Source organism: Streptomyces murinus (genome assembly GCF_002154555.1).
Lineage (GTDB): Bacteria > Actinomycetota > Actinomycetes > Streptomycetales > Streptomycetaceae > Streptomyces > Streptomyces murinus.
The window spans coordinates 1-17815 of sequence record NZ_MUNF01000080.1 but is presented as its reverse complement, the minus strand read 5'-3'; the positions used below and the strand labels follow the sequence as shown (position 1 = coordinate 17815).

18 protein-coding genes are annotated in these 17815 nt (G+C 72.0%); 12 read left to right on the top strand and 6 right to left on the bottom strand.

Annotated features, from left to right (window positions below):
* The first annotated feature begins 6 nt into the window (after positions 1 to 6).
* From CCN72_RS06380 to truA, 3 genes are all read left to right on the top strand, one after another.
* Positions 7 to 1029 carry a DNA-directed RNA polymerase subunit alpha gene (locus tag CCN72_RS06380; RefSeq protein ID WP_003966937.1) on the top strand — a complete coding sequence of 341 codons (1023 nt, stop codon included), beginning with the start codon at positions 7 to 9 and terminating at the stop codon, positions 1027 to 1029.
* 161 nt (positions 1030 to 1190) lie between these two features.
* A complete protein-coding gene (gene rplQ, locus CCN72_RS06375; protein WP_046418053.1) occupies positions 1191 to 1661 on the top strand; it encodes a 50S ribosomal protein L17 in 471 nt (156 codons plus the stop codon).
* 149 nt (positions 1662 to 1810) lie between these two features.
* Entirely contained in the window at positions 1811 to 2665 is an 855-nt protein-coding gene (gene truA / locus CCN72_RS06370; RefSeq protein ID WP_086806677.1) for a tRNA pseudouridine(38-40) synthase TruA, read from the top strand.
* A 1-nt stretch (position 2666) separates the two neighbouring features.
* Here truA and CCN72_RS06365 read toward each other — a convergent pair whose 3' ends face one another.
* Positions 2667 to 3563 (bottom strand): hypothetical protein, encoded by an 897-nt coding sequence (locus CCN72_RS06365; RefSeq protein WP_086806676.1) that lies wholly within the window; start codon positions 3561 to 3563, stop codon positions 2667 to 2669.
* Positions 3564 to 3839: 276 nt separating this feature from the next.
* On the opposite strand from CCN72_RS06365, the gene rplM reads away from it, so the two are divergent.
* From rplM to glmM, 3 genes are all read left to right on the top strand, one after another.
* Positions 3840 to 4283: a 50S ribosomal protein L13 gene (gene rplM, locus CCN72_RS06360; RefSeq protein WP_037657589.1), complete on the top strand. Its 444-nt coding sequence runs from the start codon at positions 3840 to 3842 to the stop codon at positions 4281 to 4283.
* Positions 4284 to 4324: 41 nt separating this feature from the next.
* The gene (rpsI, locus tag CCN72_RS06355; RefSeq protein ID WP_010036632.1) at positions 4325 to 4837 is read left to right on the top strand and encodes a 30S ribosomal protein S9; all 513 of its coding nucleotides are present in this window, start codon (positions 4325 to 4327) and stop codon (positions 4835 to 4837) included.
* 194 nt (positions 4838 to 5031) lie between these two features.
* Complete coding sequence (glmM, locus tag CCN72_RS06350; protein WP_086806675.1) at positions 5032 to 6390, top strand: phosphoglucosamine mutase; 1359 nt, start codon at positions 5032 to 5034, stop codon at positions 6388 to 6390.
* Positions 6391 to 6494: 104 nt separating this feature from the next.
* Here glmM and CCN72_RS06345 read toward each other — a convergent pair whose 3' ends face one another.
* The 3 genes from CCN72_RS06345 to CCN72_RS06335 form a co-directional block, all read right to left on the bottom strand.
* Positions 6495 to 7424: a DUF389 domain-containing protein gene (locus CCN72_RS06345; RefSeq protein ID WP_086806674.1), complete on the bottom strand. Its 930-nt coding sequence runs from the start codon at positions 7422 to 7424 to the stop codon at positions 6495 to 6497.
* A gap of 28 nt (positions 7425 to 7452) precedes the next feature.
* A complete protein-coding gene (gene coaA, locus CCN72_RS06340) occupies positions 7453 to 8421 on the bottom strand; it encodes a type I pantothenate kinase (RefSeq protein ID WP_085566128.1) in 969 nt (322 codons plus the stop codon).
* Between the two features lie 147 nt (positions 8422 to 8568).
* A complete protein-coding gene (locus CCN72_RS06335; RefSeq protein WP_158101328.1) occupies positions 8569 to 10116 on the bottom strand; it encodes an FG-GAP-like repeat-containing protein in 1548 nt (515 codons plus the stop codon).
* A gap of 186 nt (positions 10117 to 10302) precedes the next feature.
* Here CCN72_RS06335 and glmS point away from each other — a divergent pair, with 186 nt between their 5' ends.
* Positions 10303 to 12150 (top strand): glutamine--fructose-6-phosphate transaminase (isomerizing), encoded by a 1848-nt coding sequence (gene glmS, locus CCN72_RS06330; RefSeq protein WP_086806671.1) that lies wholly within the window; start codon positions 10303 to 10305, stop codon positions 12148 to 12150.
* 7 nt (positions 12151 to 12157) lie between these two features.
* Here the strand turns inward: glmS and CCN72_RS06325 are convergent, their stop codons facing one another.
* The gene (locus CCN72_RS06325) at positions 12158 to 12949 is read right to left on the bottom strand and encodes an SDR family NAD(P)-dependent oxidoreductase (RefSeq protein WP_086806689.1); all 792 of its coding nucleotides are present in this window, start codon (positions 12947 to 12949) and stop codon (positions 12158 to 12160) included.
* A 52-nt stretch (positions 12950 to 13001) separates the two neighbouring features.
* Between CCN72_RS06325 and CCN72_RS06320 the strand changes: the two genes are divergently transcribed.
* Positions 13002 to 13373 (top strand): holo-ACP synthase, encoded by a 372-nt coding sequence (locus CCN72_RS06320; protein ID WP_085566132.1) that lies wholly within the window; start codon positions 13002 to 13004, stop codon positions 13371 to 13373.
* A gap of 80 nt (positions 13374 to 13453) precedes the next feature.
* Positions 13454 to 14884: an NAD(P)H-hydrate dehydratase gene (locus CCN72_RS06315; RefSeq protein WP_208637930.1), complete on the top strand. Its 1431-nt coding sequence runs from the start codon at positions 13454 to 13456 to the stop codon at positions 14882 to 14884.
* A 66-nt stretch (positions 14885 to 14950) separates the two neighbouring features.
* Here CCN72_RS06315 and CCN72_RS38900 read toward each other — a convergent pair whose 3' ends face one another.
* The gene (locus CCN72_RS38900) at positions 14951 to 15091 is read right to left on the bottom strand and encodes a hypothetical protein (protein ID WP_158101327.1); all 141 of its coding nucleotides are present in this window, start codon (positions 15089 to 15091) and stop codon (positions 14951 to 14953) included.
* Between CCN72_RS38900 and alr the strand changes: the two genes are divergently transcribed.
* The 3 genes from alr to CCN72_RS06300 form a co-directional block, all read left to right on the top strand.
* Complete coding sequence (alr, locus tag CCN72_RS06310; protein ID WP_086806669.1) at positions 15090 to 16268, top strand: alanine racemase; 1179 nt, start codon at positions 15090 to 15092, stop codon at positions 16266 to 16268. The two genes, CCN72_RS38900 and alr, sit on opposite strands and share 2 nt — an antisense overlap.
* 170 nt (positions 16269 to 16438) lie before the next feature.
* Entirely contained in the window at positions 16439 to 17677 is a 1239-nt protein-coding gene (locus tag CCN72_RS06305) for an alpha/beta fold hydrolase (RefSeq protein WP_086806668.1), read from the top strand.
* The coding region (locus tag CCN72_RS06300; RefSeq protein ID WP_143664053.1) for a tRNA (adenosine(37)-N6)-threonylcarbamoyltransferase complex ATPase subunit type 1 TsaE at positions 17640 to 17815 on the top strand (176 nt) is incomplete at its 3' end. The genes CCN72_RS06305 and CCN72_RS06300, both read left to right, overlap by 38 nt.

Below are 17815 nucleotides of genomic sequence, written 5' to 3'. Positions count from 1 at the left end.
TCCACCATGCTGATCGCTCAGCGTCCTTCGTTGACCGAAGAGGTCGTCGACGAGTTCCGCTCCCGGTTCGTGATCGAGCCGCTGGAGCCGGGCTTCGGCTACACCCTCGGCAACTCCCTCCGCCGTACCCTCCTGTCCTCGATCCCCGGTGCCGCCGTCACCAGCATCCGGATCGACGGCGTCCTGCACGAGTTCACCACCGTGCCGGGCGTCAAGGAGGACGTCACCGACCTGATCCTCAACATCAAGCAGCTGGTCGTCTCCTCGGAGCACGACGAGCCGGTCGTGATGTACCTGCGCAAGCAGGGCCCGGGTCTGGTGACCGCCGCCGACATCGCGCCCCCGGCCGGTGTCGAGGTGCACAACCCCGACCTCGTCCTCGCCACGCTCAACGGCAAGGGCAAGCTGGAGATGGAGCTGACCGTCGAGCGCGGTCGCGGCTACGTCTCCGCGGTGCAGAACAAGCAGGTGGGCCAGGAGATCGGCCGTATCCCGGTCGACTCCATCTACTCGCCGGTTCTCAAGGTCACGTACAAGGTCGAGGCCACGCGTGTCGAGCAGCGCACCGACTTCGACAAGCTGATCGTGGATGTCGAGACCAAGCAGGCGATGCGTCCGCGTGACGCCATGGCCTCCGCCGGTAAGACCCTGGTCGAGCTGTTCGGTCTCGCGCGCGAGCTGAACATCGACGCCGAGGGCATCGACATGGGTCCGTCCCCGACGGACGCCGCGCTCGCCGCGGATCTGGCGCTGCCGATCGAGGAGCTCGAGCTCACCGTTCGGTCGTACAACTGCCTCAAGCGCGAGGGCATCCACTCCGTGGGTGAGCTCGTGGCGCGTTCCGAGGCGGACCTGCTGGACATCCGCAACTTCGGTGCGAAGTCCATCGACGAGGTCAAGGCGAAGCTGGCCGGCATGGGCCTGGCGCTCAAGGACAGCCCGCCCGGATTCGACCCGACGGCCGCCGCGGACGCCTTTGGCGCGGACGACGACGCGGACGCCGGTTTCGTCGAGACCGAGCAGTACTGAGAACTCGGGCCCCAGGGTTCGATTTCGTCTGCCGGCCGGCTGCGGCTGGTCGCGCAGTTCCCCGCGCCCCTTCGGGGCACGGGTCTCCGACAGACAACCGTCTGCTCGGATACTGACCCCGGTACCTGACACGGCCGGGGCAGACACACAGGAGAAGAACTATGCCGAAGCCCACCAAGGGTGCCCGTCTGGGCGGCAGCGCCGCGCACGAGAAGCTGCTCCTCGCGAACCTCGCGAAGAGTCTCTTCGAGCACGGCCGCATCACCACCACCGAGGCGAAGGCCCGCCGCCTGCGCCCGTACGCCGAGCGTCTGGTCACCAAGGCGAAGAAGGGCGACCTTCACAACCGCCGTCAGGTGCTCCAGGTCATCACGGACAAGAGCATCGTGCACACGCTCTTCACCGAGATCGGCCCGCGGTACGAGAACCGTCCCGGTGGCTACACCCGCATCACCAAGATCGGTAACCGTCGTGGCGACAACGCGCCCATGGCTGTCATCGAGCTGGTCGAGGCGCTGACGGTGCAGCAGAAGGCTGTCGGCGAGGCCGAGGCCGCGACGAAGCGCGCGGTCAAGGAGGCCGACGAGGCCCCCGCCACCGAGGCCGCCGCCGAGGAGTCGAAGGACGCGTAAGCGTTCTGCCGGGGGACTGTGCGTCGGCGGCTGCGGCGCTTGTCGTGGCTGGTCGCGCAGTTCCCCGCGCCCCTTCGGGGGGCGCGTTCGCGGGTCCGTTCCCTTCCAAGGGGCGGGCCCGCTTTTTTGGTACCTGAGAGGATCTGTGTGTGAGTGACGAAGCGCTGCCCGGGCATGTACGTATCCGCCTCGATCTCTCCTACGACGGCGCCGATTTCCATGGCTGGGCCAAGCAGGCCGGCGGGAAGCGGACCGTGCAGGGGGAGATCGAGGACGCGCTGCGCACGGTGACGCGGTCCAAGGAGACGTACGAGCTGACGGTGGCCGGGCGCACCGATGCCGGGGTGCACGCGCGCGGGCAGGTGGCGCACGTCGATCTGCCGGCCGAGCTGTGGGCGGAGCACCGCGAGAAGCTGCTCAAGCGGCTCGCCGGACGGCTCTCCAAGGATGTGCGGATCTGGCGGCTGACCGAGGCGCCGGAGGGGTTCAACGCCCGGTTCTCGGCGATCTGGCGGCGGTACGCGTACCGGGTCACCGACAACCCCGGGGGCGTGGACCCGCTGCTGCGCGGCCATGTGCTCTGGCACGACTGGCCGCTCGACGTGGACGCCATGAACGAGGCCGCCCGGGCGCTGCTCGGCGAGCACGACTTCGCGGCGTACTGCAAGAAGCGGGAGGGCGCGACCACCATCCGCACGCTCCAGGACCTGAGCCTGGTGCGGGGCGCGGACGGGGTGATCACGGCGACGGTCCGGGCGGACGCGTTCTGCCACAACATGGTCCGCTCGCTGATCGGCGCGCTGCTGTTCGTCGGCGACGGGCACCGGGGCCCCGAGTGGCCCGGGAAGGTGCTGGCCGCCGGGGTGCGCGACTCCGCCGTCCATGTCGTACGACCGCACGGGCTGACCCTCGAAGAGGTCGGCTACCCCGCCGACGAGCTGCTGGCCGCCCGTAACAAGGAGGCCCGCAACAAGCGCTCGCTGCCGTCGGCGGGGTGCTGCTGAGCTAGCGGTTCGCCGCCGCCGACGCCTGGGCCTGGCCGCGGCGGTGGATCTGCTGGAAGGTGAACTCCGCCACATCGTCACCGGCGCGGAAGACCGCGGTGTCCTTGGTGGTGACGTTCTTGCCGCTGGTGAAGCCGGCGAGGGTGAAGTAGGCGTAGCGGCCGTAGGCGTTGCGGGTCGAGCGGCAGGTCGCGCCGTCGCAGAAGGCGGCGACGCCCTTGCCGGGCAGCGCGCGCACGATGCTGTGGTCGTCCGTCTGCTGCCGGGCCTTCGTGGCCTGGGCCTCGGTGTCGAACAGGGCGACGCCGACGGTGACCGCGATGTCGCCGTTGGTGTACGTGGCGCGCATCACCCGGGTGCAGCCGTCGGCGGCGAGGATCTTGGGCAGCGAGCCGCCGGCGGCCGCCGCGCAGCTGGTGGTGTCGCCGGTGGCGCCCTTCTTGTACACCGTGCTGCCCATGGTGAGCCGGGCGTCCGGGAACAGGGTGGCGGGGCTCAGGGGCGCGGTGTCCTTCTTGGCGCTGGATATGAAGACCTTCGGGTCCAGCGGCGGCGGTGCGCTGGTGGGCGCGAAGGACGGCGCGGTGGGGGAGCCGTGGGGCAGCGAGGCGCTGGGCGCCTTGGTGGGGTGCCCGGAGGCGTCGCTGTGGCCGTTCGCGGAGACGACGGCGAGGGCGACCGCGGCGCCGATGGCGACCGTGGCGAGCGCGCCGCCGGCGATGAACAGCAGCTTGCGCCGCTTGCCGCGGTTCTCCGAGGCCTCCGCGAGCGCGGCCCAGTCGGGTGTTCCCTCGTCGCCGCCGCCGCTCCAGGGCTGCTGAGGCTGCTGCTGGGGCTGCTGTGATTGCGGTTTCCAGGGATCCCACTGAGACTGGGGTCCCCCCTGCCCATTACTCATGGGGCGCATCTTAGACGCGGGGGATCACGGCGCGTACCGAGCGGCGGCCCGCCGGGCGGCCTGCCTCGTTTTGACCCGTCCGGGGGCCGCCAGGTAACCTGCTTCTTCGTTGTGTATTGGCTTGCTCATTCTCACGGGACGGGCCCTTACACCGGTCCACCGGGCCGATGACCAGCGATCAGCACGCGGTTTGCGTCACCGCGGTGCGGTCGAGGCTGTCGTGATCGTTTCGGTGACCTGTTCAGGACCATTCACTCGAAGCGAAGGCTACGAACCGTGCGTACGTACAGCCCCAAGCCCGGCGATGTGACGCGCCAGTGGCACGTCATTGACGCTCAGGACGTCGTCCTGGGTCGTCTCGCCACCACTGCCGCGTCCCTGCTCCGGGGCAAGCACAAGGCGATCTACGCGCCTCACGTCGACACCGGTGACTTCGTCATCATCATCAACGCCGACAAGGTGCACCTGTCCGGCAACAAGCGGACCCAGAAGATGGCGTACCGCCACTCCGGCTACCCGGGTGGTCTGCGTGCGGTCCGCTACGACGACCTGCTGGCGAACAACCCCGAGAAGGCCGTCGAGAAGGCCGTCAAGGGCATGCTCCCCAAGAACACTCTGGGCCGTCAGATGCTCTCGAAGCTGAAGGTCTACAAGGGTGACCAGCACCCGCACGCTGCCCAGCAGCCGGTGCCGTTCGAAATCACCCAGGTCGCGCAGTAATTCCGGCCACCCCCAAAGCTGAAGAGAATCTGAGGAGAATCGTGGCCGAGACCACTGCCGAGCAGCCGCTCGAAGAGCTTGACATCGACAGCTACACCACCGAGTCCGAGGTCCCCGTCGAGGGTGAGTACACCTCGGAGTCCATGGCCTCCCGCTTCGGCGAGCCCCAGCCGGCCGCCGGCCTGGGCCGTCGCAAGAACGCCATTGCCCGCGTCCGGATCGTCCCGGGTACCGGCAAGTGGAAGATCAACGGCCGCACCCTCGAGGACTACTTCCCGAACAAGGTGCACCAGCAGGAGGTCAACGAGCCCTTCAAGGTGCTCGAGCTCGAGGGCCGTTACGACGTCATCGCCCGCATCGCGGGTGGCGGCGTCTCCGGTCAGGCCGGTGCGCTCCGTCTCGGTGTCGCCCGTGCGCTGAACGAGGCGGACGTCGACAACAACCGTGGTGCCCTGAAGAAGGCCGGCTTCCTGCGCCGCGACGACCGCGCGGTCGAGCGGAAGAAGGCTGGTCTGAAGAAGGCCCGCAAGGCTCCGCAGTACAGCAAGCGCTAAACAGCGGGAGCTGCTGCTCGTACTCCGAACGCCCCGGCGGCACGCCACATGTGCCGTCGGGGCGTTCGTTTATCCCAGCCAAGGGCGTATAACGACACAAGACGCTCAAAGGCTTGTGTGATCGGATGGCGAGGCGCCCCCCATCGCTGCGGCGCCCGTCCGTTTACGCCATCGACGCTTCCTCAGGAGGACAAGTGGGACGACTCTTCGGCACGGACGGCGTGCGCGGTGTCGCCAACGCGGATCTGACCGCGGAGATGGCCCTCGGCCTCTCCGTGGCCGCGGCGCATGTGCTGGCCGAGGCGGGTACCTTCGCCGGCCACCGGCCGAAGGCCGTGGTCGGTCGGGACCCGCGTGCGTCCGGGGAGTTCCTGGAGGCCGCGGTGGCCGCGGGCCTGGCGAGCGCGGGCGTGGACGTCCTGATGGTCGGCGTGCTGCCGACGCCGGCGGTGGCCCATCTCACCGGCGCGCTCGGCGCCGACCTCGGTGTGATGCTCTCCGCCAGCCACAACGCCATGCCGGACAACGGCATCAAGTTCTTCGCGCGCGGCGGTCACAAGCTCGCCGACGAGCTGGAGGACCGGATCGAGGCGGTCTACGAGTCCCACCGGCACGGTGAGCCCTGGCAGCGGCCGACGGGCGCCGGGGTGGGGCGGCTGCGGCCGTACGACGAGGGTTTCGAGCAGTACGTCGGCCATCTGCTGTCGGTGCTGCCCAACCGGCTCGACGGGCTGAAGATCGTCCTGGACGAGGCGCACGGCGCGGCCGCGGGGGTCTCGCCGGAGGCGTTCACCCGGGCCGGTGCCCAGGTCGTCACGATCGGCGCGGAGCCGGACGGACTCAACATCAACGACGGCTGCGGCTCGACCCATCTCGGGCTGCTCAAGGCCGCGGTGATCGAGCACGGCGCGGATCTCGGTATCGCGCACGACGGTGACGCCGACCGGTGCCTCGCGGTGGACCACACCGGCGAGGAGGTCGACGGCGACCAGATCCTCGCGGTGCTGGCGCTGGCGATGCGGGAGCGCTCCGCGCTGCGGGCCGACACCGTGGTGGCGACCGTGATGTCCAACCTCGGCTTCAAGCTGGCGATGGAGAAGGCCGGGATCCAGCTGGTGCAGACCGCGGTCGGCGACCGGTATGTGCTGGAGGAGATGAAGCAGCACGGGTACGCGCTCGGCGGTGAGCAGTCCGGGCATGTGATCGTCCTGGACCACGCGACGACGGGCGACGGGACGCTGACGGGGCTGCTGCTGGCGGCGCGGGTGGCGCAGAGCGGTCGTAGCCTGCGTGAACTGGCGTCCGTGATGGAGCGGTTGCCGCAGGTGCTGATCAATGTGCCGGACGTGGACAAGTCGCGGGTGCGCACCTCCGCCGACCTGGCCGCGGCGGTCTCCGAGGCCGAGCGGGAACTCGGGGCCACGGGGCGGGTGTTGCTGCGGCCGTCGGGTACGGAGCCGCTGGTGCGGGTGATGGTCGAGGCGGCGGACATCGAGCAGGCGCGGGCGGTCGCCGGGCGGCTCGCGGACGCGGTGAAGTCCGCGCTCGGATAGTTCCGGGTTCGGGGAGGGCGGGACTGCGCGTCGCGGGCCGCGGGTGGTTCGCGGCCTGTCGCGCCTACGGGGCGGAGCCGCGGATACGCACAGCCCCGCGCCCCCTAGGGGCGTTGCTGCCGGCGGTTCCAGAGAAGTTGCTGGGTCAGCAGCGTGAGTGTGCCCGCCAGGATGATGCCCAGCAGGTTCAGCAGCAGTTGGTCGGTCGAGCCCAGGGTCTGGCTCATGTCGCCGTAGGCCAGGGCGACGGCCGCGTTGGCGGCGGCCGGGACCGTGGTGACCGAGATGGCGACGCCCACCAGGGCACCGGACTTGGCGGAGGTCAGGGAGAGGGTGCCGGCCACGCCCGCCAGGAGCGCCACGATGAACGAGAAGGCGTCGGGGGCGTAGACGAACGCGGTGTTGGGGCGCCTGCCCTCCAGGGCGGAGCGGTGGAACAGGCCGACGGCGTCCATGAACAGGCTGAAGCCGACCGTCACCGCCATCGCCGCGGCGAAGCCCACGAGCAGCGCGGTCAGCGAGCGCAGCGCCAGGTGTGGACGGCGCCGGACCGTGGCCGTGCAGATACCGGCCAGGGGGCCGAACTCCGGGCCCACGGCCATCGCGCCGACGATCAGGACGGCGTTGTCCAGCACCACACCGCAGGCCGCGATCATCGTGGCCAGCGTGATGAAGGCGACGTAGGTGACCGACAGGGTCGACTCCTCGTGGGTGGCCTCGGTCAGGCCCTCCCACAGCACCGCGTCCGCGCCCTCGCCCGGGGCGTCCTCCTCCGCCTTGTCGGCGCGCCGGGACAGCGACAGGTCGATGTTCTCCACGGCGATGGAGCCGGTGTCGTCCAGGCCCAGGCGCCGGAGCCCGGCGATGAGCGTGTCGCCCGCCTCGCGCGCGACATCGCACATCACCAGGTCACCGGCCGGCTCCCGGGCGGCCCCCGGTATCACCGCGAGGTGGGTGGTGCCGACCGTGTCCTCGATCAACCGCACCACCTCGTCGGTCTGTTCGGCCGGGGTGATCAGGCGCAGATGCAGCATGGCGCCTTTGTAGCAGGTGCGCTCCGCGCTACAGCTTGCGCAGGCGCAGGCGCTGGACCTTGTGGTCGGGGCCCTTGCGGACGATCAGGGTGGCGCGGCCCCTGGTGGGGGCGATGTTCTCGGTCAGGTTGGGTTTGTTGATCGTGCGCCACAGGGTGCGGGCGTAGTCCAGGGCCTCGTCCTCGGAGACCTGGGTGTACTTGCGGAAGTACGAGTCCGGGTCCTGGAAGGCCGTCTGGCGCAGTTTGCGGAAGCGGTTGAGGTACCAGCGCTCGATGTCCTCGCCGCTCGCGTCGACGTACACGCTGAAGTCGAAGTAGTCGGCGAGGCCCACGCGGGTGCGGCCGTCCTTGCCGGGCAGGGCGGGCTGGAGGACGTTCAGGCCCTCCACGATCAGGACGTCGGGGCGGCGGACCGTGAGCTTCTGCTCCGGGACGATGTCGTAGATGAGGTGCGAGTAGACGGGGGCCGTCACCTCGCTCTTGCCGGCCTTGATGTCGGCGACGAAACGGGTCAGCGCGCGGCGGTCGTAGGACTCGGGGAAGCCCTTGCGGGACATCAGGCCGCGGGCCTCCAGCTCCTTGGTCGGCAGCAGGAAGCCGTCGGTGGTGACCAGCTCCACGTGCGGATGCTCGGGCCAGCGGGACAGCAGGGCCTGGAGGAGACGGGCGACGGTGGACTTGCCGACGGCGACCGAGCCGGCGACGCCTATCACGAACGGCGTGCCGGACTGGGAGCCCTGCTCACCGAGAAACGTGTTCAGCGCGCCGCGCAGGCCGTCGGTCGCGCCGACGTAGAGGTTCAGCAGGCGCGACAGCGGGAGGTAGATGTCGCGCACCTCGTCCAGGTCGATCACATCGCCCAGACCGCGCAGCTTCTCCACCTCCTCGGCGGTGAGCGGCAGCGGCGTCTTGTCGCGCAGCGCGCTCCACTCGGCTCGGGTGAGGTCGACGTAGGGAGTCGCCTCCGGCCTGTGCCGGTGGGCGCTCCGGGGCATCGAGGGGACCGGTGAGATCACATTCCATTGTTAACGGAGTTTGAACGGGGTGGCGGGGTGGGGTACGTCACGCCGACAGTGGTGTGCGTCACGCCCCCGCCCCCGCCCCCGTACCGGCCGGTGCCCCGGGCGCCGGTCAGGGGTGGATCAGGTGTTGATCAGGGACACCTGACGGGAGTTCTGGAGAACGCTGCCGAACTGCGGGATGGCGTTGAGGATCTCCATCCCGACCTGCCCGGGCTTGAACAGCCGGGCCCCCGCGGTGCCGATCCGGCGCGTGCCGTCCGCCGCGATGCCGGAGGGCAGCACGGTGACGGTGCCGTCGCCGTTGTCCGCCCACGGGGTGCCGGCGATCAGGTCGGCGCCGCCGTCGTGGTCGAGGTCGGTGAGCAGCACGGCCGTACCGAAGTTGCCGTTCGGGTCGCCGGGGACGTCGTGGTTGCCCTGGTAGAAGTACTGCGGCGCGGCGCTGGTGTCGACGCCCGACTTCGAGCCGTACAGCACGGTGACGGTGCCCATGTTGTAGTACATGTGCCCCCACAGCCGCATGTTCTCCTGCGGGGCGCCGATGGCCAGGTCGAGCAGGCCGTCGCCGTTGATGTCGCCGAGGGCGACCGACTGGCCGAACTTGTCCCAGCTCTCGGAGTCGCCGGGGACGGTGCCGGACTCCTGGGTGATGGTCTGGACGCGGCTGGAGGGGCCCGAGGCGGAGCCGTAGGTGACGACGACCTTGCCGCCGATCGGGCCGTTCGCGCTGTTCCTGCCCCAGTAGACGCCGGTGACGATGTCGCCGCGGCCGTCGCCGTCGAGGTCGCCGATGGCGCCGGCGACCCCGCCGGGCATCTTCTTGGCGCTGGTGGCGGAGGGGCCGGTGGCGGTGCCCGGCACGAAATAGTTGACGTTGTAGTACGTGCCGTCGGCGCCCTTGGTCGGGTTCAGACCGTTGACCATCAGGTCCGCGCGGCCGTCGCCGGTGACGTCCCCTGCGGTGAGGTTGATGATCCCGGCCTCCGGCGCGGCGCGCAGCGGCAGGGTGCGGGTGGCGAGGGCGCCGGCCCTGCCGCCGCGGGAGATGCCCTTGCGGAAGGTGTAGAGGGCGGAGCCGTTGGTGCCGACGGCCAGGTCGGTGCGACCGTCGCCGTCGAAGTCGCCGGCCGCGAGCGAGGCGCCGAAGCGGTCGTGGGCGGCCGGGGCCGGGTCGGGGATCGTGGTGGCGGAGGTCAGGCCCTTCGGGGAGCCCCACATGATCTGCACCAGGCCGCCGTTGACGTCCGTGCCGACGTCCTCCAGCGGGGTGCCGACGGCGAGGTCGGTGTAGCCGTCGTGGTCGAAGTCGCCCGCGGTGGTGGCGGCGCCGAACAGATCGCCGTTCTCGGCCGCGCCCGGCACCCAGGAGGCGTCCTGGGTGATGGTGGTGCGCCGGTCCGCCGAGGCGCCCCGGGCGGAGCCGTAGAGGACGGTGACCGCGCCCACCCGCCACTTGCCGTTCAGCCGGGCGGCCGGGGCGGTGACGGCGAAGTCGCCGTACCCGTCGCCGTTGAAGTCGGTCAGGGGCCGCTTCGCGGCCACCGCGCCCGAGCCGGCCGTCGCGCCCGAGCCGGCCGCGGTGGCGGGCGCGGTCAGCCCTACGGTCAGACCCCCGGCCAGCGTCGCGGCGACGGCCGTGGCCAGGACGGTGCGATGTCTACGCTTCACCTGTGTGTCTCCCGGTGTTCGCTTACGGCGTTCAGCCGGTAGACCTCCGACCCGGTCGCACGGTTGTGCGGATGACCCGGATGCGCCATGAACAGGCCGCGGATGTGCTCTGAACGGGCCCAGGATTTCCGAAATCGGGCACGCGGCGCCACTTTTGACGGCCGATCGGCCCGTAGGCTGCGGCTCATGTGCGGAATCGTGGGATACGTAGGGTCGCAGTCGGCGCTCGATGTCGTGATGGCCGGGCTGAAGCGACTGGAGTACCGGGGATACGACTCGGCGGGCGTCGCCCTGCTGGCGGACGGCGGTCTGGCCGCCGCGAAGAAGGCCGGGAAACTGGTCAACCTGGAGAAGGAACTGGTCGAACGGCCGCTGCCGGCCGGTTCGACGGGCATCGGACACACCCGCTGGGCCACCCACGGCGGCCCCACCGACGACAACGCGCACCCGCATCTGGACAACGCGGGCCGGGTCGCCGTCGTCCACAACGGCATCATCGAGAACTTCGCGCTGCTGCGTGCCGAACTCGCCGAACGCGGCCATGAGCTGAACTCCGAGACGGACACCGAGGTCGTCGCGCATCTGCTGGCCGAGGAGTACTCGGTGGCCGGCGACCTCGCGGAGGCGATGCGGCTGGTGTGCCGGCGTCTGGAGGGCGCGTTCACGCTGGTCGCGGTGCACGCGGACGCCCCGGACGTGGTGGTCGGCGCGCGCCGCAACTCCCCGCTGGTGGTCGGCGTCGGCGAGGGCGAGGCGTTCCTCGCCTCCGATGTCGCCGCGTTCATCGCGCACACCCGCTCGGCGATCGAACTGGGCCAGGACCAGGTGGTGGAGCTGCGCCGCGACGGGGTGACCGTGACCGGCTTCGACGGGCTGCCCGCCGAGGTGCACTCCTACCACGTGGACTGGGACGCCTCGGCCGCCGAGAAGGACGGCTACGCCTCCTTCATGCTCAAGGAGATCGCCGAGCAGCCCAAGGCGGTCGCCGACACCCTGCTCGGCCGGATCGACCCGTCCGGCTCGCTCACCCTGGACGAGCTGCGGATCACCCCCGCCGATCTGCGCCAGATCGACAAGGTCGTGATCGTGGCCTGCGGTACGGCCTTCCACGCCGGGCTGATCGCCAAGTACGCCATCGAGCACTGGACGCGGATTCCCTGCGAGGTCGAACTGGCCAGCGAGTTCCGCTACCGGGACCCGATCCTCGGCGGCCGCTCCCTGGTGATCGCGATCTCCCAGTCGGGCGAGACCATGGACACCCTGATGGCGCTGCGGCACGCCCGTGAGCAGGGCTCCAAGGTGCTGGCCATCTGCAACACCAACGGCTCCACGATCCCGCGCGAGTCGGACGCGGTGCTCTACACGCACGCCGGGCCCGAGGTCGCGGTCGCCTCCACCAAGGCGTTCCTGACCCAGCTGGTCGCCTGCTACCTGGTCGCCCTGTACCTGTGCCAGGTGCGCGGCACCAAGTGGGGCGACGAGATCCAGGCGGTGATCAAGGACCTGTCCAAGATCTCCGAGGAGGTCGAGCGGGTCCTGGAGACCATGGAGCCGGTACGGGCGCTGGCGCGCACCCTGGCCGGCAAGGACACCGTGCTCTTCCTGGGCCGGCACGTCGGCTACCCGGTCGCCCTCGAAGGCGCACTCAAGCTCAAGGAACTCGCCTATATGCACGCCGAGGGCTTCGCGGCGGGCGAGCTGAAGCACGGGCCGATCGCGCTGGTCGAGGAGGACATGCCGGTGGTGGTCGTCGTACCGTCGCCGCGCAACCGCTCCCTGCTGCACGACAAGATCGTCTCCAACATCCAGGAGATCCGGGCGCGCGGGGCACGCACCATCGTGATCGCGGAGGAGGGCGACGAGGCGGTCGTCCCGTACGCCGACCACCTGATCCGCATCCCGGCCACGCCGACCCTGCTCCAGCCGGTGGTGGCCACGGTGCCGCTCCAGGTCTTCGCCTGCGAGCTGGCCGCGGCCCGGGGCAACGAGGTGGACCAGCCACGGAACCTGGCCAAGTCGGTGACCGTGGAGTGAGCCGCTTCTAGTGCACCGAGAAGCCTCCGTCGACGTGGATCGACTGGCCCGTGACGTAGGCGGAGGCGCGGCTCGCGAGGAAGACGGCGGCGCCCGCGAAGTCCCCGGCGAGGCCGTTGCGTCCGGTCATGGTGCGCGCGGCCAGCGCCGCGACCTTCTCGGGGTCGGTGGACAGCCGCGCGTTGAGCGGGGTCATCACAAAGCCCGGCACCAGGGTGTTGCAGGTGACCCCGTACGGCGACCACGCCTCCGCCTGCGAGCGGGCGAGCGACTCCAGCGCGCCCTTGGAGACGCCGTACGCGCCGCTGCTCACGAAGGCCCGGTGCGCCTGCTGGGAGCTGATGTGGATGATCCGCCCGAAGCCGCGCTCGGCCATGCCGGGCCCGAACCGCTGCCCCAGCAGGAAGGGCGCCTCCAGGTTCACGGCCATGGTGGCGTCCCAGACGTCCTCGGTCAGCTCGTCCATCGGGGGCCGCAGATTGATCCCGGCCGAGTTCACCAGGATGTCCGGCTCCCCGAACACCTCCGCCGCCGCCTCGGCCGCCGCCCGGACGCCCGCCCGGCTGCCGAGGTCCCCGGCGACCCCGGCCGCCCGGCAGCCGTCCGCCGTCAACTCCTCGACGGCGGCGGTCCTTTGCTCCTCGCCCCGGGCCACGACCACCACGCTCGCCCCGGCCCGCGCCAGCGCCCCGGCGACGGCCCGGCCGATGCCGGAACTGCCCCCGGTCACCACGGCGACACGGCCGTCCAGCGAGAACAGGTCGGTGAGATAGCCCTGTTGGGGCGTGGTGCTCGTCATGCCGGAAGCGTAGAGGGGATGCGCGGGACGCCGCCCGCCTAGGGTGCTGCCCATGAGCATCATCGGAGTCGGGATCGACGTGGCGGAGATCGACCGCTTCCGGGCGTCCCTGGAGCGGACCCCGCAGCTGGCCGACCGGCTGTTCGTGGCCGCGGAGTTGCTGCTGCCCAGCGGCGAGCGGCGCGGTATCGCCTCGCTGGCGGCCCGGTTCGCGGCCAAGGAGGCGCTGGCCAAGGCGCTCGGGGCGCCGCCGGGGCTGCTGTGGACGGACGCCGAGGTGTACGTCGAGGACAACGGGCGGCCGCGGCTGCGGGTGCGGGGCACGGTCGCCGCGCGCGCCGCCGAGCTCGGGGTGCGGTCCTGGCACATCTCCCTCAGCCATGACGCGGGCATCGCCTCGGCCGTGGTGGTCGCCGAGGGCTGACCGGCTCCGGCGCGGACGTCCGGGGCCGGTCGGCCGGGCCCGGGTGTGGGCGGTGGGGGTTACGGGGCAGACTCGGTGCCATGCGGAGTGCGTACAGCGTGGAGACGGTGCGGGCGGCCGAGCGGGCCCTGATGGCGCGGCTGCCCGAGGGGGCGCTGATGCAGCGGGCGGCCGCCGGACTGAGCGCCGCCTGCGCCGAACTGCTGGGCCGGGTGTACGGCAGCCGGGTGGTCCTGCTGATCGGCAGCGGCGACAACGGCGGCGACGCCCTGTACGCCGGTGCCCGGCTGGCGCGACGGGGGGCCGGAGTGACGGCCGTCCTCCTGTCGCCCGAGCGGGCGCACGCCCAGGGGCTGGCCGCGCTGCGGCGGGCCGGGGGCGTGAGCGTCGTGCCCGGGGCGGCCGGCGACGCGATCGGGCGGGCCGACCTCGTGGTGGACGGCATCGTCGGGATCGGCGGCAAGGGCGGGCTGCGGCCCGACGCCGAGCGGCTGGTGGAGGCCGCGCTGCGGACCCGGGCCGCGGTGGTCGCGGTGGACCTGCCCAGCGGGGTCGAGGCGGACAGCGGTCAGGTGCGGGGCGCGGCCGTACGGGCGGACCTCACCGTCACCTTCGGCACGTACAAGCCCGGACTGCTGGTGGACCCGGCGCGGGAGTACGCCGGGGTCGTACGGCTGGTCGACATCGGCCTGGAACTGCCCGCCGAGCCCGAACTGGAGGCGCTGCAACACGCGGACGTGGCAAGCCTGCTGCCGCGTCCGGCCGCCGAGAGCGACAAGTACCGGCGGGGCGTGGTCGGCGTCGCGGCCGGCTCCGGGCGCTACCCGGGCGCCGCGGTGCTCGCCGTCTCCGGGGCGCTGCGCGGCGGCGCGGGGGCGGTGCGCTACGTCGGCCCGGCCGCGGAGGCGGTCATCGCCCGCTTCCCCGAGACCCTGGTCTCCGACCGGGGCCCGGCCAAGGCGGGCCGGGTGCAGGCCTGGGTCACCGGTCCCGGCGCGGGCGACGACGCCGCGACCGTCGCCGAGGTGCTGGCCGCCGAGGTGCCGGTGCTGCTGGACGCGGACGGGCTGCGGCTCGCGGACCGGGACGCCGTACGAGGGCGTGGCGCGCCCACCCTGATGACACCGCACGCAGGCGAGGCCGCGGCCCTGCTCGGGGTGGCGCGCGAGGAGGTCGAGGGCGCCCGGCTGGCCGCGGTGCGCGAACTGGCGGCGGTGTACCGGGCGACGGTGCTGCTGAAGGGTTCGACCACGCTGGTCGCGGACGCGGCGGGCGGCGCGGTCCGGGTGAACGCCACCGGTACCCCCTGGCTGGCCACCGCGGGCAGCGGCGATGTGCTCTCCGGCCTCGGCGGCTCGCTGCTCGCCGCGGGCCTGTCCGCCCTGGACGCGGGCAGCGTCGCCGCGTATCTGCACGGCCTGGCGGGCCGGTTCGCGGCGCAGGGCGCGCCGGCCGGTGCGCATGACGTGGCGGAGTGCGTGCCGGAGGCGTGGCGGGACGTGCGGGACTGAGGCGGCGGCGCGTGCGGGACCGAGGCGGCTGGGCGTGCGGGACCGAGGCCGCGGGGCGCGCGGGACTCAGGCGGCGGGGGCGGGGGCGTCGCGGAAACCGGCGCCGGTCAACTGCCGTACCCGTACCGCCCGCTGCGCCCGCGCGGTGGCCGTACCCGCACCGCCGCCGGGGGCCGGGCGCGCGCTCTGAGAGACTGGGGGCGCCATGACTGAGACTGCGACTGTGCCGACCGTCCCCCCGCGCGCCCGTGCCGAGATCGATCTGGGCGCGCTGCGCGCCAATGTGCGGACCCTGCGTGCCCGGGTGGGGGACGCGGCCGTGATGGCCGTCGTCAAGGCCGACGGATACGGCCACGGCGCGGTGCCCTGCGCCCGCGCGGCCGTCGAGGCCGGGGCCACCTGGATCGGCACCGCGCTGCCCGAGGAGGCCCTCGCGCTGCGCGCGGCCGGGCTGACCCAGCGTGTCCTGTGCTGGCTGTGGGTGCCCGGCGGGCCCTGGCGGCAGGCGATCGAGGCCGACATCGACATGTCCCTCAGCGGGATGTGGGCGCTGCGGGAGGTCACCGAGGCCGCCCGCGCCGCCGGACGGACCGCGCGCGTCCAGCTCAAGGCCGACACCGGGCTCGGGCGCAACGGCTGCCAGCCCGGGGCCGACTGGGCGGAACTGGTCGGCGCCGCGCTGCGGGCCGAGGCCGAGGGGCTGGTCCGGGTCACCGGACTGTGGTCGCACTTCGCCTGCGCCGACGAACCGGGCCACCCCTCCATCGACGCCCAGCTCACCCGCTTCCGGGAGATGGTGGCGTACGCCGAGGAGCAGGGGGTGCGCCCCGAGGTGCGGCACATCGCCAACTCGCCCGCCACGCTCACCCTTCCGGAGACCCATTTCGACCTGGTCCGTCCCGGTATCGCCATGTACGGCCTCTCGCCCAGCCCCGAGGTCGGCACCCCGGCGGACTTCGGACTGCGCCCGGTGATGACGCTCAGCGCCTCGCTGGCCCTGGTCAAGCGGGTGCCGGGCGGACACGGGGTCAGCTACGGCCACCACTACGTCACCCCCGGCGACACCACCCTCGGCCTCGTCCCGCTCGGTTACGGCGACGGCGTCCCGCGGCACGCCTCCGGCGCCGGGCCCGTGCTGGTCGACGGCAAGTGGCGGACGGCCGCCGGGCGGGTCGCCATGGACCAGTTCGTGGTGGACCTCGGCGGCGACGAACCGCCGGTCGGCACCGAGGCCGTGCTCTTCGGCCCCGGCGACCGGGGCGAGCCCACCGCCGAGGACTGGGCGACGGCCTGCGGCACGATCGTGTACGAGATCGTCACGCGCATCGGAACCCGGGTGCCGCGCGTCTATGTCGATGACGTCAACGAGGACGTGCGCGGATAACCCGTCCGAGGAAGACCGCGACCGGCTGCCCCACATCACGTGTAACAACGGTCACATCCCCACGCCCGGTCGCACCTGTCTCGGCGAACATCGGTACGGCGAATCGGTTCGGTGAGTCGGTTCGGTGGGTCGGTTCGGTGGGTCGGTACGACGGCGAGGAGGAGCGGCACATGAGCGACAGCAGGGCGGACGCGATGACGGACGCCGTCGCCTCGGCGGCCGGGAGCTGGCGCCGGGCGACCGGCATCGCCGGTGCCGCGATAGGCGTCCTCGCCGCGGGCGCGGCGGCCGGGGTCGCCGTCGAGCGGATGACGGTGGGCCGCGCGGTGCGCCGCAAGGCACGTCTCGCCCTGGACTCCGCGGGGCCCTACGGCACCCTGCGCGGCACCCCGGGCAAGGCGTACGCCGATGACGGCACCGAGCTGTACTACGAGGTCGACGAGGTGGCGCCGGACCCGGGCGGGACGCCCTCCGCGCGCCGGCTCTGGCTCTTCGGCCGCAAGGCGCCCGCCCCGGTCACCGTCGTCTTCTGCCACGGCTACTGCCTCAACCAGGACTCCTGGCACTTCCAGCGGGCGGCCCTGCGCGGGGTCGTGCGCACCGTGCACTGGGACCAGCGCAGCCACGGCCGCTCCGGGCGGGGCGTGGCCCAGAGCCGGGACCGGGAGCCGCTGACCATCGATCAGCTCGGCCGCGATCTGAAGGCGGTCATCGACGCCGCCGCGCCCGAGGGGCCGCTCGTGCTGGTCGGCCACTCGATGGGCGGGATGACCGTGATGGCGCTCGCCGCGCAGTATCCGGAGCTGATCGCGGAGCGGGTGGTCGCCACCGCGTTCGTGGGCACGTCCTCGGGGCGGCTCGGCGAGGTGAACTTCGGGCTGCCGGTGGCCGGCGTCAATGCGATACGCCGGATCCTGCCGGGGGTGCTCAGGGCGCTCGGGCAGCAGGCGGAGCTGGTGGAGAAGGGACGCCGGGCGACGGCGGAGCTGTTCGCCGGGATCATCAAGCGGTACTCGTTCGCCGGGCGGGACATCGACCCGGCGGTGGAGCGGTTCGCCGAGCGGATGATCGAGTCCACGCCGATCGATGTGGTCGCCGAGTTCTATCCGGCCTTCACCGACCACGACAAGACGGGGGCGCTGGCCCGCTTCCGGCAGATGCCGGTGCTGGTGCTCGCGGGGGTGCAGGACCTGGTGACGCCGAGCGGGCACAGCGAGGCCATAGCCGACGAGCTGCCCAACGCCGAGCTGGTGCTGGTGCCGGACGCCGGGCATCTGGTGATGCTGGAGCATCCGGAGGTGGTCATAGACCGCCTCGCCGATCTGCTCACCCGCGCGGGAGCGGTGCCCGCAGCGGCTACCGTAAGTTCCTATGGAACGTCCAGCAGCAGCACCGTACGACCCCGCTGAGCACGACCGGGCCGGGACCCGGCTGACGATCACCTCGCCCGAGCAGATGCGCGAGCTGGGCCGGCGCCTCGCCAAGCTGCTGCGCGCCGGGGACCTGGTGATGCTGTCCGGGGAACTGGGCGCGGGCAAGACCACGCT

Bases quoted from the DNA above. Each gene is read 5' to 3' on its own strand.
- CCN72_RS06380 (WP_003966937.1), top strand. From the start codon at position 7: ATGCTGATCGCTCAGCGTCCTTCGTTGACCGAAGAGGTCGTCGACGAG.
- rplQ (WP_046418053.1), top strand. From the start codon at position 1,191: ATGCCGAAGCCCACCAAGGGTGCCCGTCTGGGCGGCAGCGCCGCGCAC.
- CCN72_RS06365 (WP_086806676.1), bottom strand. From the start codon at position 3,563: ATGAGTAATGGGCAGGGGGGACCCCAGTCTCAGTGGGATCCCTGGAAA.
- CCN72_RS06345 (WP_086806674.1), bottom strand. From the start codon at position 7,424: ATGCTGCATCTGCGCCTGATCACCCCGGCCGAACAGACCGACGAGGTG.
- coaA (WP_085566128.1), bottom strand. From the start codon at position 8,421: ATGCCCCGGAGCGCCCACCGGCACAGGCCGGAGGCGACTCCCTACGTC.
- glmS (WP_086806671.1), top strand. From the start codon at position 10,303: ATGTGCGGAATCGTGGGATACGTAGGGTCGCAGTCGGCGCTCGATGTC.
- CCN72_RS06325 (WP_086806689.1), bottom strand. From the start codon at position 12,949: ATGACGAGCACCACGCCCCAACAGGGCTATCTCACCGACCTGTTCTCG.
- CCN72_RS06320 (WP_085566132.1), top strand. From the start codon at position 13,002: ATGAGCATCATCGGAGTCGGGATCGACGTGGCGGAGATCGACCGCTTC.
- CCN72_RS06315 (WP_208637930.1), top strand. From the start codon at position 13,454: ATGCGGAGTGCGTACAGCGTGGAGACGGTGCGGGCGGCCGAGCGGGCC.
- alr (WP_086806669.1), top strand. From the start codon at position 15,090: ATGACTGAGACTGCGACTGTGCCGACCGTCCCCCCGCGCGCCCGTGCC.
- CCN72_RS38900 (WP_158101327.1), bottom strand. From the start codon at position 15,091: ATGGCGCCCCCAGTCTCTCAGAGCGCGCGCCCGGCCCCCGGCGGCGGT.
- CCN72_RS06305 (WP_086806668.1), top strand. From the start codon at position 16,439: ATGAGCGACAGCAGGGCGGACGCGATGACGGACGCCGTCGCCTCGGCG.